Source organism: Stenotrophomonas sp. SY1 (assembly GCF_021202945.1).
Lineage (GTDB): Bacteria > Pseudomonadota > Gammaproteobacteria > Xanthomonadales > Xanthomonadaceae > Stenotrophomonas.
In genome coordinates this window covers 457549-472658 of sequence record NZ_JAJOYR010000001.1, presented here as the reverse complement: position 1 = coordinate 472658, position 15110 = coordinate 457549, and the positions used below count along the sequence as shown (strand labels likewise).

The 15110-nt window shown below is 65.3% G+C and carries 14 protein-coding genes; 4 read left to right on the top strand and 10 right to left on the bottom strand.

Features of this window, described 5'->3' with window-relative positions; genetic code table 11:
- Nucleotides 1–4 precede the first annotated feature (4 nt).
- Genes LR961_RS01860 through LR961_RS01850 form a run of 3 tightly spaced genes read right to left on the bottom strand, consistent with a single transcriptional unit; the run spans nucleotide 5 to nucleotide 3878 of the window.
- Nucleotides 5–1306 (bottom strand): YaiO family outer membrane beta-barrel protein, encoded by a 1302-nt coding sequence (locus LR961_RS01860; RefSeq protein WP_232146730.1) that lies wholly within the window; start codon nucleotides 1304–1306, stop codon nucleotides 5–7.
- The gene (locus LR961_RS01855; RefSeq protein WP_232146729.1) at nucleotides 1303–2820 is read right to left on the bottom strand and encodes a glycosyltransferase; all 1518 of its coding nucleotides are present in this window, start codon (nucleotides 2818–2820) and stop codon (nucleotides 1303–1305) included. The genes LR961_RS01860 and LR961_RS01855 overlap by 4 nt, the downstream gene beginning before the upstream one ends.
- Nucleotides 2817–3878: a HEAT repeat domain-containing protein gene (locus tag LR961_RS01850; protein ID WP_232146728.1), complete on the bottom strand. Its 1062-nt coding sequence runs from the start codon at nucleotides 3876–3878 to the stop codon at nucleotides 2817–2819. Before LR961_RS01850 ends, LR961_RS01855 begins: the two co-directional genes overlap by 4 nt.
- Before the next feature lie 305 nt (nucleotides 3879–4183).
- Here LR961_RS01850 and LR961_RS01845 point away from each other — a divergent pair, with 305 nt between their 5' ends.
- Entirely contained in the window at nucleotides 4184–4708 is a 525-nt protein-coding gene (locus LR961_RS01845) for a DUF2059 domain-containing protein (protein ID WP_232146727.1), read from the top strand.
- A gap of 367 nt (nucleotides 4709–5075) precedes the next feature.
- Here the strand turns inward: LR961_RS01845 and LR961_RS01840 are convergent, their stop codons facing one another.
- From LR961_RS01840 to LR961_RS01830, 3 genes are read right to left on the bottom strand one after another with little or no spacing between them, the layout of a single operon-like run.
- Entirely contained in the window at nucleotides 5076–5816 is a 741-nt protein-coding gene (locus LR961_RS01840; protein WP_232146726.1) for a pseudouridine synthase, read from the bottom strand.
- Complete coding sequence (ubiB, locus tag LR961_RS01835; RefSeq protein ID WP_232146725.1) at nucleotides 5813–7480, bottom strand: ubiquinone biosynthesis regulatory protein kinase UbiB; 1668 nt, start codon at nucleotides 7478–7480, stop codon at nucleotides 5813–5815. The genes LR961_RS01840 and ubiB overlap by 4 nt, the downstream gene beginning before the upstream one ends.
- On the bottom strand, nucleotides 7477–8130 hold the full coding sequence (locus tag LR961_RS01830; RefSeq protein ID WP_232146724.1) for an SCP2 sterol-binding domain-containing protein: 654 nt from the start codon (nucleotides 8128–8130) through the stop codon (nucleotides 7477–7479). Before LR961_RS01830 ends, ubiB begins: the two co-directional genes overlap by 4 nt.
- 229 nt (nucleotides 8131–8359) lie before the next feature.
- Here LR961_RS01830 and ddlA point away from each other — a divergent pair, with 229 nt between their 5' ends.
- Complete coding sequence (gene ddlA / locus LR961_RS01825) at nucleotides 8360–9460, top strand: D-alanine--D-alanine ligase (protein ID WP_232146723.1); 1101 nt, start codon at nucleotides 8360–8362, stop codon at nucleotides 9458–9460.
- 78 nt (nucleotides 9461–9538) lie between these two features.
- Here ddlA and LR961_RS01820 read toward each other — a convergent pair whose 3' ends face one another.
- Nucleotides 9539–9694, bottom strand: a complete 156-nt coding sequence (locus LR961_RS01820) for a DUF1328 domain-containing protein (protein WP_232149146.1) — start codon at nucleotides 9692–9694, stop codon at nucleotides 9539–9541.
- 222 nt (nucleotides 9695–9916) lie between these two features.
- Nucleotides 9917–10915 (bottom strand): 2-alkyl-3-oxoalkanoate reductase, encoded by a 999-nt coding sequence (gene oleD, locus LR961_RS01815; RefSeq protein WP_232146722.1) that lies wholly within the window; start codon nucleotides 10913–10915, stop codon nucleotides 9917–9919.
- A gap of 367 nt (nucleotides 10916–11282) precedes the next feature.
- Between oleD and LR961_RS01810 the strand changes: the two genes are divergently transcribed.
- Nucleotides 11283–11609 carry an endonuclease domain-containing protein gene (locus tag LR961_RS01810; protein ID WP_332311006.1) on the top strand — a complete coding sequence of 109 codons (327 nt, stop codon included), beginning with the start codon at nucleotides 11283–11285 and terminating at the stop codon, nucleotides 11607–11609.
- A gap of 168 nt (nucleotides 11610–11777) precedes the next feature.
- Here the strand turns inward: LR961_RS01810 and oleC are convergent, their stop codons facing one another.
- The gene (gene oleC, locus LR961_RS01805; protein ID WP_232146720.1) at nucleotides 11778–13436 is read right to left on the bottom strand and encodes an olefin beta-lactone synthetase; all 1659 of its coding nucleotides are present in this window, start codon (nucleotides 13434–13436) and stop codon (nucleotides 11778–11780) included.
- A 104-nt stretch (nucleotides 13437–13540) separates the two neighbouring features.
- Between oleC and LR961_RS01800 the strand changes: the two genes are divergently transcribed.
- The gene (locus LR961_RS01800; protein WP_232146719.1) at nucleotides 13541–13972 is read left to right on the top strand and encodes a YkgJ family cysteine cluster protein; all 432 of its coding nucleotides are present in this window, start codon (nucleotides 13541–13543) and stop codon (nucleotides 13970–13972) included.
- Between the two features lie 204 nt (nucleotides 13973–14176).
- Here LR961_RS01800 and LR961_RS01795 read toward each other — a convergent pair whose 3' ends face one another.
- Nucleotides 14177–15070 (bottom strand): alpha/beta fold hydrolase, encoded by an 894-nt coding sequence (locus LR961_RS01795; protein WP_232146718.1) that lies wholly within the window; start codon nucleotides 15068–15070, stop codon nucleotides 14177–14179.
- Between the last annotated feature and the right edge of the window lie 40 nt (nucleotides 15071–15110).

Sequence of the window (15110 nt, the reverse complement as noted above, 5' to 3'; positions counted from 1 at the left end):
TCCATCACCAGCGCGTATACAACGCCAGCGATACACGCTGCTCGTCATAGCCGCCATCGTCGTCGGCGTAACCGGCGCCCAGCTTGAAGCCCCAGTTCGGCGCGAAGTAGTACTTCCAGGCAACACCGATGGCGGCATTGTTGTCGCGCACCACCGTGCCGAAGCGATCCATGTCGGTGCTGCGGCCGTTGCCCACGCTCACTTCCAGGTAGTTGTCGCCATCACCGCTGTAGTAGTTGCGCAGCAACAGGCGATGGCTCCAGCTGCCCGAACCCACCCCTGGAACGTGCTGGATCTTGTAGCGCCCGTACCAGTTGCCGGTGTAGTGGCCGATGCCGATGCCGTAGAACTCGGTGTTATCGGAGAAACGCAGGTTGTCCACGCTGGCCGACAGTTCCCAACCACTGCCGATGCCCTGGAACACTTCCGCGCGCCAGGCCTGGCGCGGCAACATGCCATCGGACGGACCATGCTGGTAGCGCAGGTTGGCGTAGGCACGCGACCACAGCGGCACGTATCCATCCAGTGCCCAGGCGATATCACTTTCACCGAAGTGATCGGCGCGCAGCATTTCCAGCGCCAGCGAACCGCGCTTGAAATGGCGGCGCAACGACAGATCGGCGTCGTTCCAGCTTTCGCGGTCACCGCTGAAGCCGGTGTGGTCCCAACCCGCGCTGGCACTCCAGCGATAGCCTTCCGGTGCGGCAACATCGGGGTTGGCCATACGCGGCAACAGGCTCTCGCGCAGCGCCGATACCTCGGCCGCATCGGCGCCCAATGCCGCTGCCGCATCGAAGTCGGCACGGGCATCGGCCAGTTGTCCGGCATCGCGCCATGCGCGTCCGCGTGCGAGGTGCGCACTGGGGTCCTGCGGCGCCAGCGCCACCCAGCGCGAGTAGGCCTCGGCAGCCTGCTGTGGGCGCTCGCTCCAGCGGTACATATCACCCAGCGCCGACCACGCATCGGCGTAGTCGGGGCTTTTGCTCAGTACTGCCTGCATGTCGCTTTCGGCGGCGGCGTACTGGCCATCCCAGGCGTAGGCGCGGCCACGCGCCAACAGCACGTCACCGTTGCCGGGATGTTCAAGCAGCAGCGCGTTGTAGCGCTCGATCGCCTGCGCGCGTTGCCCGCCCGTGGCCATTCCACGGATCTGCTGCAGCTGCACGGTCAGTGCATCGGGCGCTGCCTCCTGCGCCAGCACCAGCGCCGGGCTGGCGAGCAGCGCCAGCAGCAGGCATGCCGGCAGCGGGCGGGTGATACGGCGCCCGCGTTGTCTTCCTGCCCTGGAAACCTGCGTGCACTTCATGGCTTTGTCCCCCCTTCGGTAAAGCTTGCGGCCACACTGGCGGCCCCTGGATGCGCCTGCGGACGGTGTTGCCACGAACCATCGCGGTTGATCCGTCCCCAGCTGTGTCGCCGTTTTCTACTGAACAACCAACCCAACGTGCCGCTGAAACGCCAGAACGAATTCATCTGGCGATAGCCGAAGTTCTCCAGGATGGCCACCACGAACAGACGCAACTGCTGCCGTGGCCGGGTGAACAGGCCGAACGACAACTCCTCCAGCAGCATTGCGTTGACCGACAACAGGATCCCCATGCCGACCGCTGCAGCCAGGAAGACCAGGAACACCTCCAGCGACACCAGCCCGGCAATGGTCAACGCGATCATCGAGATGTAGCCCACCACTTCGATCATCGGCCCCAGCAGCTCGAAGATCAGCATGAACGGATACGCGATCCAGCCGGCAGCACCGCCACGACGGCTGAACATCAGGCGCATGTTGGTCCACAGGCTTTCGGCCAGGCCCCGCTGCCAGCGCACGCGCTGGTTGCGCAGCGAGGCGATATCCGGCGGCGCCTCGGTCCAGCACACCGGGTCGGGCACGAATACGATGCGGTAGTCGCGCTTCTCCTCGCGCAGGTTGCGGTGCAGGCGCATGACCAGATCCATGTCCTCACCGACCGTGTCCACGCGGTAGCCGCCGATTGCCACTACGCGCTCCTTGTAGAACACACCGAACGCACCGGAAATGATCAGCAGCGCGTTCATCGGCGACCAGCCCATGCGCCCGAACAGGAACGCACGCAGGTATTCCACCAGCTGGAAGCTGGGCAACCAGCGGTTGGGCAGGCCGACCTTGGACAGCATGCCATCGGTCACGGTGCAGCCGTTGAGCACGCGTACCACGCCACCGCTGGCCACCACGCGGCGGTCTTCCAGGAACGGACGCACCACCCGCGACAGGCTTTCCGGCTGCAGGATGCTGTCGGCATCCATCACGCAGAACAGCGGATAGCGTGCGCAGTTGATGCCGGCATTGATCGCATCGGACTTGCCACCGTTGTCCTTGTCCACCATGTGCACGCGCGGATAGCGCGCCGATGCGTAGACACCGTGCACCGGCTCGGTGCGCAGGCGTGCCCGGTAGGCTTCGGGCACCTTGACCAGGCCGAACGCCTCGATCAACGCCTCACGCGTGCCATCGGTGGAACCATCGTTGACCACCACGATCTCGAAGTCCGGGTAGCTGGTCTTCAGCAGCGAGCGCACCGAGGTGACCACCGACTTGTGCTCGTTGTAGGCCGGCAGCACGATGCTCACCGGCGGCTGGTAGTCACGCAGCCCCGCTGGCAGGTAGTTGGCCCGGTATTCGCGCATGTAGCGCACGATCTGATAGGCCGAGATGTAGTTCAGGATCAGGTAGGCCAGGTTGATCGCCACGAAGTAGGCCATGAACACCCACTGCAGCGATGCGGCCAACTGGATCCACGGCACCTGTTGCAGGTAGGTCACCAGCATCTGCCAGTAGGTACTCATGACATGCTCCTCAAACCATGTTCGGCCAGCACGTGGTCGATGATGTCGCGCCCGTAGGCATCGGATTGACGCTGCTGCACGCCGCGCATGGCTTCTTCGTTCCTGCCGGTCAGCGCCAGCAGCGCCTGTGCAGTGCGGTAACGCACCCACCACACGCTGTCGGCCAGCAGCGGCTCCAGCTTGCGGCTGTCGGTCGCCTCGCCGATGCGGCCCAGTGCTGCAGCCGCATGCATGCGCACGTGCCAGCGCGAAGCAGTCAGGAAGCTGGCGACCTTGTCGCGGTCCTGCTTGTCGTTCACCAGTTGCAGGCACACCGAGATGATGTGGTCATCGACATGGCCATCGAGCAGTTGCCGGATCACCGCGCCGGCGCGGCCGGGATCGATATCGGTGAGGAAGCGCACCAGCTTGACCGTGGTATCGGCATTGGCACGCAGCAGCGCGTTGCTGATCTCGCGCGCGGCGCTGCCATCGGTGTTCTCGGAAAGGATGCGCGCCACGCTGCCCGGCACCCAGTCGTTGCGCTCCACGATCATCGGCACGAACAGCGCCATCGCGCGCGGCGGGTCCACCTGCGCCAGTGCACGCGCCGCGCACAGCGAGACGATCGGGCTGCGGTCGGCCAGGAACGGTTCGATCATGTCGAACACGCGCCGATCATGCAGGTGGCCCAGCGCGATGATGGTCATCGCCCGGTCGTGGTAACTGCCGCGCAACATCCGCTTTGCGGCTTCTTCCAGGCCCACGCGCTGGCCAAGCATGGTCAGTTTCCGCGAGTCGGCTTCCAGCAGGGAATCATGCGCGGTGTTCCAGGCTTCGATGAAACCGGGCACTTCGTGCCGCTGCAGGTGGTGGACTTGCACATCCTCACCGGCCAGCTCGCGCTCTATCACACGCGTCCAGTATTGGCGTGCCAGCAGATCCCGCTGCTCGCGGCGCTGCGCGCGCATTCGCAGGATCACGATGATTGTCAGCAACACGAAGGCAAGCAGCAGGGTCAGTACCGCTACCCAGCCGGCCACAACCAGCACGGTTGATTGATTGGTTACGACGTCCATCACTTTCCCCTGTTCGCATCCGGGTACACGGACAGTCGCCCGTTTCCCCCACCCTCTACGATCACCCTCAGGATAGACAAAACTGAGAACCAAGTCTCGCTTTTATTGCAGCAACATGAAGACATTCGTATTTTTTTATGCTAGCGGATCGTAAGAGTGCAGCATTTCCCTTGCGAAACAGCGAGTTGCTGATGGTGCTGTACCCGAAAAAATCCGCGTCGATTCCGGGCCCCCGGGGACAGCCCGCTTCTGACTTGCGCCGGGCTATGCTCCCGGCACGTCCCGGACACTTCAGGAACAAGCCAATGCCCCATGCCCGCCCCGTCCATCGCCAGCTTTCGCGGCTGTTGCTGGCCGCTGCGCTATGCGCGGCGACGCTCACCCCGGCGCTGGCCGCACCGCCCACGGACAGCGACATCAACCGCCTGCTCGCCGCCTCGCGCGCGCAAAGCATGCTCGACGCGATGCTGCCGCAGATGGAAGCGATGCAGCAGCAGCAGTTCGCCAAGCTGGCCCAGGATTCGAGCCTGAGCGCCGCGCAGAAGGAACGCGTGCAGCGCATCCAGCAACGCACGTCACAGACCCTGCGCGAGGCACTGTCCTGGTCGCAGCTGCGACCGATGTACGTGGACCTGTACAAGCAGTCGTTCTCGAAGGAGGACGTGCTTGCGATGGCCGAGTTCTACGAGAGCCCGGCCGGGCAGAGCCTGCTCGACAAGACGCCGGCGCTGATGCAGAACCTGATGGTGGCCATCCAGCAGAAGATGAATCCCTTGCTCGCGGATCTGCAGAAAGACCTGGAGCAGATCGTCAACGAAAAGCAGGAGTGAGTTGAGAGCAGCAGAAGCCGAAGCAACGGCTGCCCCCACCTGCCTTCGGCATCCTCTCCCGTAAACGGGAGAGGAGTAAGTGCAACAGCAACGGCAACAGCAGCTCGGCCTCGGCTACGGCTACAACTACAACCAAAGCCGAGGTCACAACCAAGGCCACAGCCACAGCGCGCATGATCGCCGCTGCCGTGCTGCGGCTTTTTTGCTCTTGCTGCTGCTCTTGCTGCTGCTCTTGCTGCTGCTCTTGCTGCTGCTCTTGCTGCTGCTCTTGCTGCTGCGTTTGCTGCTGCTTTTCCCCTCTCCCGTTTACGGGAGAGGGGTAGGGGTGAGGGCAGCCGTTGCTTCGGCTTGTGCCGTTGCCCTCAACTCACTCAGCCAGAACCCACCCGAACAGATCCATCGCCTTCTGGAACTCGCGATCCAGCGGTGCGCGCACGTCCACCCGACCACCTTCGTGCGGATGCGGGAACGCCAGGCGCTCGGCGTGCAGCAGCATGCGGTGCACGCCCTGCATGCGGAAGGTTCGGTTGTGCCGCCCATCGCCGTGGCTGGTATCGCCGATCAGATGGTGGAACAGATGCTTCAGATGGCGGCGGATCTGCCGGAACCGCCCAGTCTGCGGCTGACAACGCAGCAGCGCATAACGCGACGTCGGGAAACCATTTGAAGGAATCGGCAATTCACCCGTCAGCAACTTCTGGAAATGGGTGATGGCCTGCTTCTTGACCGGCTTGCCGGGGCCACCGTCCAGATCGTGATCGACCGTGAACGCATCTTCGGCCGGCCAGCCACGGCACACGGCCAGGTAATCCTTGCTCACCTCGCCGCCCATCAGCGCCTTGCCCAGCGCACTGGCCGTTTCACGATCGAAGGCCAGCAACAGGCAGCCGCTGGTGGCACGGTCCAGCCGGTGCACCAGGAAGATCGGCTTGCCCAGCTGCTCGCGCAGCCGGTCGGCCAGGAAGTCATCCTCGCCACGCGCCAGCTTGCTGTCATGGACCATCAGGCCAGCCGGCTTGTTGACCACCGCCAGCCACTGGTCTTCGTACAACAACGGCAACGGCTCGAATACGACAGCCGCTTCTTCGGTTTCCAACGCCTCGCTCATCGACGCAACCAGGCCGAAGCCAGCGCCAGCACGCCCACGCCACCAGTGATCCACGACCACAACGGCATCGACGCGAACTGCGGGCCACCGGCCTGCAGGCCGTACAGCAGCGCCGACACCACCACCAGGCCAACGCCGGTCACGGCGGTGACCACGCGCCGTTGCATGCGCTTGAGCGTCAAGTCCAGATTGATGATGTCCTGCGAACGCATCGCCAGTTCGTGCTTGCCTTCGACCTGCTGACGCAGCCAGCTGTGCAGCAGCGCCGGCATGTCCGGGGCCTGGGTCATGATCTCCGGCAGGCGCTTGCGCAGCTCCTTCAATGCACGACGCGGGCTGTAGCGCTCGCGCAGGATGCGTTCAAGCACCGGCTTGGCCACCTCCCAGATATCCAGCTGCGGGTCGAGCTGGCGGCCAACGCCTTCAATGTTGAGCAGGGTCTTCTGCAACAGGATCAACTGCGGCTGCAAGGTCAGCTGGTAGCGCTGCGCGGTGCGGAACAGTTTCATCAGCACTTCGGCCAGCGAAATCTGCGACAGCGGCCGGGTGAAGTACGGCTCGCACACCGCGCGCACCGCCGCTTCCAGCTCGTCGATGCGCACCGTGGCCGGCATCCACTGGGCCTGCAGGTGCAGCTCGGCGATGCGACGGTAGTCGCGGTTGAAGATGGCCATGAAGTTTTCGGCGAGGTAATACTGATCCTCCTCCGAAAGCTGGCCCATGATGCCGAAGTCCAGTGCGATGAAGCGCGGGTTGGCGCGCCGTGCCGGGTCGATATCCACCCAGATGTTGCCGGCGTGCGCATCGGCATGAAAGAAGTTGTCGCGGAACACCTGCGTGTAGAACACGCGCACGCCCTTGGCGGCGAGCGCTTTGCGATCGATCCCGGCCTTGTCCAGTGCGGCGATGTCATCCGACGGAATGCCCCACACCCGCTCCAGCGTCAGCGCGCGCTCGGCGGTGTGGCTCCAGATCACTTCCGGCACATACAGATCGTCGGAGTCCTGCCAGAAGCGGCGCAGCACGCTGGCGTTGGCACCTTCGCGTTGCAGGTCCAGCTCGGCGGCCAGGGTGGTTTCGATTTCGGCCACCACTTCGCGCGGGCGGATCTTGTCCGCACGCGGGTGGGTGCGCTCGACCAGCATGGCCAGCGACTTCAGCAGCGCGATGTCACCGTCGATCTGCTTTTCGATATCCGGGCGCAGCACCTTGACCACCACCTGGCGGCCATCGTCCAGCGTCGCGGCATGTACCTGGGCGATCGAGGCCGACGCCAGTGGCGCGGTGTCGAAGCTGGCAAACGCTTCGGTGATCGGCAGGCCCAGCGCCTGCTCGACGATCTGCAGCGCGCGTTCGCCGTCGAACGGCTTGACCCGGTCCTGCAGCAGGGTCAGTTCGGCGGCGACATCGGGCGGCACCAGGTCGCGGCGGGTGGACAGGATCTGCCCGAACTTGACGAAGATCGGACCCAACTCCTGCAATGCCAGGCGCAGGCGCGCACCGCGCGATTGCGAAGCGATGCTGGCACTGGCGCGCGGCACGAACGGCTTGGCCAGACGCAGCCAGCGCTCCATCGGCGTGCCATCAAGCAGGTCGTCCAGGCGGTAGCGCAGGATCACCCGGCCGATGCGGCTGGCGCGGAACATGGCGCGGGTTGCCTTCATGCCGCACCTCCAGTGCGCTGACGCAGCCGCGACACGCGCACGGCCAGTCGTTCAACATCATCACGGATCACATCCACGTCATCGTGGAACGCATCCAGTTCCGCACGCGCGACCACATCGCGCGATTCCTCGGTGACGTATTCGGCGGCGCTTTCGGCCAGATCCTTCGCGCTGCGTCGCGCCTGGGCCAGCGCCGCGCGCAGGGTCTGCGCGATCTGCACGCCCAGCACCTCGCCGAAGGCCTTGACGAAGGGCTGCTGCCAGTCCGGATCGAAACGGGCGGCCAGCTGCTGCAGGCGACGCGCCAGTTCCGCATCACCGGAGACCTTGACCCTGCCGGCCGGCGCGCTGTTGCCGCGCCGCGCATTGGCCATGAACGGCAACTGCGCCAGCACCCCGCCCAGCGTGGTGCTGCGCACCGCCAGGTCGGGTTCCAGCGACGGATCAACCGGGCCGACGGTCAAACGCTGGCCGCTGACCCCGATCTGCATCGCCAGTGCGGGCGATTCCAGGGCCAGGACGATGCGCTGGCCATCGAGCGAGGCAAGTGCGGTGCGGGTATCCGGGTCCAGCGCCAGCGCGCGGTTGAGCGCCACTTCCAGCGCACGCCCGGCCAGCGGCTTGATGACATTGAAGGGGGATGGAGACATGCGGGGCATTCTACCTAAGCGGGGAATCGGGAATGAGGAACCGCAGACGGGAGGTTCATCCATGCCGATATGCCACGGGCGCAGGGCGCTGCGTCGGCGCCCCGTCTTTCGGCGGGCAGCGCGTTCACATGGCTGCATCCCAAACATCGGTTCGTTGCCTGTTCCCCATCGCCCATTTCCTGCTTCATGCTATGCCCACCCCAAGCACAGCAGCAGGAGCACACAGGCAATGAGCAAGACCCGGGTTGGCATCATCTTCGGCGGTCGTTCGGCCGAGCACGAGGTCTCGCTGCAGTCGGCGAAGAACATCCTCGACGCCCTGGACAAGGACCGGTTCGACGTCAGCCTGATCGGCGTGGACAAGCAGGGCCTGTGGCACCTGTGCGATCCGGCCAGCTTCCTGCTCAACGCCGATGACCCCAAGCGCATCGCACTGAACACCGCCGGCCCGGTGCTGTCGGTGGTGCCCGGTGCCGAACGTGGTCAGCTGGTTGCCGCCGACGGCAGCAACGTGCCGCAGATCGACGTGGTGTTCCCGATCGTGCACGGCACGCTGGGCGAAGACGGTACCCTGCAGGGCCTGCTGCGCACCTTGAACCTGCCCTTCGCCGGCCCCGGCGTGCTCGGCTCGGCCGCGGCGATGGACAAGGACGTGGCCAAGCGCCTGTTGCGCGATGCCGGCCTGGCGGTGGCGCCATTCGTCTGCCTGAACCGCATCAGCGCCGCCAGCACCGGCTACGACGCATTGGTCGCCCAGCTCGGCCTGCCGCTGTTCGTGAAGCCGGCCAACCAGGGCTCGTCGGTCGGCGTGAGCAAGGTACGCAATGCTGCCGAGTACGACACCGCGATCGCGCTGGCGCTGTCGTTCGACCACAAGGTGCTGGTGGAATCGGCCATCAGCGGCCGCGAGATCGAATGCGCGGTGCTGGGCAATGAGATCCCCGAGGCCAGCGTCTGCGGCGAAGTGGTGGTGCATGACGACTTCTACGCCTATGACACCAAGTACATCAGCGCCAGCGGCGCGGAAACCGTGATCCCGGCCGACATCCCGGCCGATGCGCAGGAGCGCATCCGCCAGATCGCCGCGCGTGCCTACCAGGCGCTGGACTGCATCGGCATGGCGCGCGTGGATGTGTTCCTCACCGAGGCCGGCGAGGTGGTCATCAACGAGCTGAACACCCTGCCCGGCTTCACCAAGATCAGCATGTACCCCAAGCTGTGGGGCGCCACCGGCCTGGACTACACCGCACTGATCACGCGCCTGATCGAACTGGCGCTGGAACGCCACGCTGCCGACAAGGCGCTGCGTAGCTCGATCACCTCCGCCTGACCGCACCACCACCCTGCGGATGACACAACGACGGCCCGCCCGGGGAAACCCGGGCGGGCCGTTGCGTTCTGCTGCGGCCTAGCCTTTCTTCCGGAACAGCGAGACCACGGCCAGGATCAGGAATACGACAAACAGAATCCAGGCGATGTTGCTCGCCGCACCCGCGATGCCGCTGAACCCCAGCAGCGCTGCGATGATGGCGATGACGAAGAAAATCACTGCGTAATGCAGCATGGTGCCCTCCACATCAGCTGAACGTGACAGCAAGACTGCACCAAGGCGGGTTTCCATGTGGTGATGATGCGTGATGAATACGCATGCAAGTGCCTGGAAGCTGCCCTCAGCCCAGCCTCTCTCCGGTGTACGGGAGAGAGACTCGCAGTGCGTCAGCTCACAGCGAGCTAGCCCCTCTCCCGCCAGCGGGAGAGGGGTTGGGGTGAGGGCCGGCCTTGGCTTCTAGCCCTTGTTCACAACGCTTTCGCGCAACCGCCTCAATCCCTCTTCGATCGACACCGCAGGCACATAACCGAAATCCCGGCGCGCCGGCTCCATCGAATACCAATGCGGCGTACACAACTGTTCGGCAAGAAAGCGCGTCATCGGCGGCTCGCCGGACAGACGCAACAGCGGCCACAGCTTTTCGCTCACCGCACCGATGCGGTACGCCGTCTTGAACGAGATCGACTTGTGCACAGCCGGCGCGCCCACGGCTTCGAGCAGCTTGTTGAGCAGCACACGCATTTCCAGAGGCTCGCCGTTGGAAATGAAATACGCCTTGCCGGCGCAGGCCGCGCCCACCACCAGATGGTCGAACGCATCGAAATGCGCCTGTGCGGCATTGTCAATGTAGGTGGTATCCACCTTGTTGCTGCCATCGCCGACAAAGCGCAGACGCCCGGCCCGCGCCCGCTGCGCCAGCCGTGGCACCAACTGGTTGTCCCCAGGCCCCCAGATCAGCCGCGGCCGCAGCGCCACGGTTGCCAGCTCGGCGCCATTGGCGGCCAGCACTTCCTGCTCGGCGATGGTCTTGGTGGCTGCATACGGTGCCTGGAAGTCCTCGCCGTACGGCACTTCGTCGGCGCCCAGCCCTTCCACCGGGTGCGTGGCACGGTGGGTCACGCTGGGCGTGGACGTATAGACCAGGCGACCGATGCCATGCGCCCGGCACGCGGCCAGCACGTTGCGGGTACCGACCACGTTGGCCTGGAAATAGCTGTCATAGCTGCCCCATGCGCCGGCCTTGGCGGCATTGTGGAACACCGCATCCATGCCGGCCGCGGCGTGCTGCACGGCATTGGCATCGGCCAGATCACCGCGTATCTGGCCCACACCCAATGCCTGCAGTTCCGGATAGTGGCCGCGATTGAAACTCAGCACCTCATGCCCGCGCGCGCGCAGACCGCGGCACAACGCCTGCCCGAGGAAACCACCGCCACCGGTGACAAGAATCTTCATCTGCTCCATCGCCTCTGTTGCCGGCCGTGCTGCCAGCGCTTCCGGGCATAAGTATCGCAGCACGCGGCAGGGAGAGGCTTTTGGCATCTGGCGGAAAGTTACCCCTCCCCAACCCTCCCCTCCGCCTTTGGCGCAAGGGAGGGGGCAAGAGCAGCAATGCCGGCTTCGGCCAACCCATCGCGCACGCGCACTGCCCCCTCCTTGCGCCAAAGGCGGAGGGGAGGGTTGGGGAGGGGTTGTTCTTCGCGCAATGCAAAAGAGCGCTCCCTGACCGCCCGAACCGACACCTTCCTGATGGCGGCACAGACCAGCCATGGCCAGCTTCTGCTCTGTGTTCAACGGAAAGTGCAGGGGCAGCATGGATCGGATGCGCAGGCGTGCACGCAGGTTGCGCAACAATCCCACCGATGCCGAAGCCCGGCTGTGGCAGTTCCTGCGCCGACGGCAACTGGCGGGCTACCGTTTCCGCCGACAGGTTCCATTGGCCGGATATATCGTGGATTTCGTCTGCCTGGAACGGAGCCTGGTCATCGAGCTGGATGGTGGGCAGCACCTTGAGCACGCGCGCTATGACCAGCAACGCAGCCAGGTGTTGGAAGCATCAGGCTATCGCGTGCTGCGCTATTGGAATGATGCGGTGCTGAAGCAGACCTCGGATGTGCTGGAGGATGTTCTGCGGGTGTTGATGGGGTAGAGCAAAGCCAGAGCCAGAGCACCCCTCCCCAACCCTCCCCTCCGCCTTCGGCGCAAGGGAGGGAGCAAGAGCGGCAATGCCCGCTTCGGCCAACCCATCGCGCACGCGCACTGCCTCCTCCCTTTGGCCGAAGGCCAAGGGGAGGGTTGGGGAGGGGTGCCCCTGCCTCTAGCGCTTGGCCTTCCCGGCAATCAACGACGCCGCCCACACCGCCAGCTTCTCGCGGCCGATCTTGGCGTTGTGGCGGATATCCACGGGGAACCCGTCATGTCGCAGGAAATGACCAATACCTGCCAGCTTCGGTTGCGCTGCCGCCAATGCGCGCAGCTGCGGTTCCACCACGCCGGCATCGGCACCAGGCAGCAGTTCGTAGCACAACACCGGCAACTGACTTCCCAGCGCGCCCACGCCCACCAACGCGGTGCGACGCACGCCGGCAACGGTGTTGAACACCGGCTCGACCTGCTCGGTGTACAGCGGGCCGCTGGCGGTTTCCACACGCTGGGTCTTGCGACCGCAGAACCACAGACGGCCGTCGCCGTCGAACCAGCCCACATCACCCATGCGATGCACGATGCGCTCGCTGCCATCGGCCAGCACTTCGCGGATCTTGGCCGCAGCGGTGGCCTGCGGACGGTTGAAGTAACTGTCAGTGGTGGTCGGGCCGATCACGGTGATCTCGCCCACCTCGCCAACCGGTAATTCGCGTACGTCGCTCCAGTCGGCAATCGGCGCGTCGGTGATGGCGATGATGCGAACTTCGTTCGGCGGCACCACGCTGCCGACACAGGTGCCGGCGCCCTGCTCGGTCGCCACGCGCGTGTCCTGCAGTTCGCCGCCTTCTATCACCGCCACCGGCAGGCATTCGGTGGCGCCGTAGGGCGTCCAGAACTGTGCATGTGCCGGCAGCAGCGCGCGGATCTTGGCCACCGTGTCCGGCGGTACCGGCGCGCCGGCGGACGTCGCGCGCGTCACCGTCGGCAAGGGTTGCCCGTGGTCGGCCAGTACCCGCATCAGCGCCGGCGAGCCAAACAGCTGGGTCACGCCGAACCGTGCAATCGCGTCGTGCAGCTTGCGCGGGTCGGCACTGCCGGGCCGGGTCGGGTCCATGTCCGGGATCACCGAGGTCAGCCCCAGCGCCGGGTCGAACAACGCGAATGGCGGGAAGGTCGGCAGGTCCACGCCACCGGGCAGCATGCCGAACGCATTGCGCAGCAATTCCACCTGGCCGACGAAATGCCGGTGGCGATAGACCACGCCCTTGGGCACGCCGGTGGAGCCGCTGGTGAACAGGATCGCCGCCACATCATCGCCAGCCGTGTCGGCCAGCTGGCTGCCCTTGCCGGCGCCGGCAGCCTCCAGCCGGGCCAGCGTGGTGCCACCCCAGCCCCAACGCTGGCCGACCGTGACCAGCCGCGTGGCCGAACCCGCCCAACGCAGCAGCAACCGCGCCACGTGCGCCAGCGGGATGCCGATGAACGCCTGCGCCTGCGCCTCATCCAGGCATTGGCGCAGCGCGCGCTTGTCGATGCCCGGGTCCACCAGCACCGGCACCGCGCCGATCTTGAACAGGGCAAACATCAGCAGGAAGAACTCAGGCCCCGGACGCACCATCACCACCGCGCGCACGCCACGGCCGATGCCATAAGCCGACAGGCCGGCGGCGATCGCATCGCTGCGCGCGTCCAGGCTGCGGTAATCAAGGCTGACGTCGTAGGCCGCCATCCCGCTGGCAGCGGGCTTGCCCGGGCAGCGGATGGCGATCTGGTCGGGGCGTTCACGGGCCAGTTCCGGCAAACGTGCGGCGATATTGCAGGGTTTGTTCATGTTTCTATTGTCGCCGCTGCAGAAATTTCTTGCGCGCGGGCCGGCAGCATGGAAAATCTGCCGCCTTCCTTCCGTCCTAATCGCCGCCCCAAGGCCGGTGCCCCATGCCCCATCCCTGCCTCACGTGTGGTGCCTGCTGCACCCAGTACCGCGTTGCCTTCCATTGGATGGAATCGGACGAAGTGACCGAAGGCGGCGTACCCCACCAGCTTACTCAGCGCCTGGACCCTCACCGGCTGTGCATGCAGGGCACCTATTCGGACCCGATCCGCTGCGTGGCGCTGGATTCGGAAATCGGCGTGTACTCACGCTGCACCATCCACCCCAACCGGCCCAGCGTGTGCCGCGAGGTGGATGCCTCGTGGGAATACGGCAAGGCCAGTTCGCAGTGTGATCGGGCGCGCATCGCCCACGGCATGCAGCCGTTGACCCTGGCCGACTGGCGCTGGCGTGATGGCGCTGACAATGACGACGATCATCCGGACGACAACGGCAACACCCCATCGTCGCCGCCCAATACGCCGATTGCGGCGTGACGTTCGACTGAGCGGCAAAGTTCCACCGTCGCGCACGGCAGCCATGCAGCAACGGCGCCAGCTGCGAAGCCGATCAAGCTCCCGGTTGCGGAATACCTGCAATCGCACGCATGCCCGGCGCTGGCCACATCGCCCGCTTCGCGGCTGACGCCGCTCCTATGGTCGTTGGCGCCGGTTCCGGTGGATTGCCGCGCCACCCTGCCTTCAGGCGATCGGGTTGCGCTCCAGGAACGCGCGTACCGCCGGCACGATCACTTCGTGCTTGTCTTCCAGCACGTAGTGGTTGGCGTCCTCGAACGCGGTCACTTCGGCCTGCGGCAACGCCTTGCGGAAGCCGGTCAGGAAATGATGGTCGAAGCAGATGTCGCGCAGGCCCCAGGCGATATAGACCGGGCGGTCGGCAAACGACGGCAACGCCTCCGCCGCGCGCTCCAGCAGCGACCACGCCTTGTCGGCAGGCGACAGCGGGATGTCCTGCATGAAGCGGATGGTGGAGATGCGGTTGTCCCAGTTGTTGTACGGGGCCACGTAGGCACGCCGCACATCGGCCGGCATGCGCCGGCTTACGCCCAGCCACGAGGCGCCGGAGGAAAACGCATTGAAGGTGCGGATGAACCACTCGCCCAGCTTCCAATGGCGGCCCATTGCGATCTGCCACGGCATCGGCTTTTCCGGCGGCAGCGGGAACGAGGCGGTATTGGTGATGACCAGCCGCTTGACCTGCGCGTTGTGCGACAGCGCCCAGCCGAAGCCGATCATGCCGCCCCAATCATGTACCGCCAGGGTCACCGGGCCGGTGATGCCCAGGTGCTTGAGCAGCGCTTCGACGTCATCCACGCGCGACTGCAGGGTGTATTCGTAACGGCTGTCGTCCGGCTTGTCGGACAGGCCCATGCCGATGTGGTCCGGCACGATGCAGCGGTACTTGTCGCTCAGGCCGTTGACCAGGTGCCGCCACAGATAGCTCCACGACGGATTGCCATGCAGCATCACCACCACTTCGCCATCGCGCGGGCCTTCGTCGATGTAGTTCATCGACAGGCCGGGGCGCACTTCGAAGCGATGGGTGTTGCTGGGGTAGCCGGGGAACTTGCTCATCGGGTCGCACCTGCGAAAAAGGCCGGCAGAACCGGCCTTG

Bases quoted from the DNA above. Each gene is read 5' to 3' on its own strand.
- LR961_RS01860 (WP_232146730.1), bottom strand. From the start codon at position 1,306: ATGAAGTGCACGCAGGTTTCCAGGGCAGGAAGACAACGCGGGCGCCGT.
- LR961_RS01855 (WP_232146729.1), bottom strand. From the start codon at position 2,820: ATGAGTACCTACTGGCAGATGCTGGTGACCTACCTGCAACAGGTGCCG.
- LR961_RS01850 (WP_232146728.1), bottom strand. From the start codon at position 3,878: ATGGACGTCGTAACCAATCAATCAACCGTGCTGGTTGTGGCCGGCTGG.
- LR961_RS01845 (WP_232146727.1), top strand. From the start codon at position 4,184: ATGCCCCATGCCCGCCCCGTCCATCGCCAGCTTTCGCGGCTGTTGCTG.
- LR961_RS01840 (WP_232146726.1), bottom strand. From the start codon at position 5,816: ATGAGCGAGGCGTTGGAAACCGAAGAAGCGGCTGTCGTATTCGAGCCG.
- ubiB (WP_232146725.1), bottom strand. From the start codon at position 7,480: ATGAAGGCAACCCGCGCCATGTTCCGCGCCAGCCGCATCGGCCGGGTG.
- LR961_RS01830 (WP_232146724.1), bottom strand. From the start codon at position 8,130: ATGTCTCCATCCCCCTTCAATGTCATCAAGCCGCTGGCCGGGCGTGCG.
- ddlA (WP_232146723.1), top strand. From the start codon at position 8,360: ATGAGCAAGACCCGGGTTGGCATCATCTTCGGCGGTCGTTCGGCCGAG.
- LR961_RS01820 (WP_232149146.1), bottom strand. From the start codon at position 9,694: ATGCTGCATTACGCAGTGATTTTCTTCGTCATCGCCATCATCGCAGCG.
- oleD (WP_232146722.1), bottom strand. From the start codon at position 10,915: ATGAAGATTCTTGTCACCGGTGGCGGTGGTTTCCTCGGGCAGGCGTTG.
- LR961_RS01810 (WP_332311006.1), top strand. From the start codon at position 11,283: ATGCGCAGGCGTGCACGCAGGTTGCGCAACAATCCCACCGATGCCGAA.
- oleC (WP_232146720.1), bottom strand. From the start codon at position 13,436: ATGAACAAACCCTGCAATATCGCCGCACGTTTGCCGGAACTGGCCCGT.
- LR961_RS01800 (WP_232146719.1), top strand. From the start codon at position 13,541: ATGCCCCATCCCTGCCTCACGTGTGGTGCCTGCTGCACCCAGTACCGC.
- LR961_RS01795 (WP_232146718.1), bottom strand. From the start codon at position 15,070: ATGAGCAAGTTCCCCGGCTACCCCAGCAACACCCATCGCTTCGAAGTG.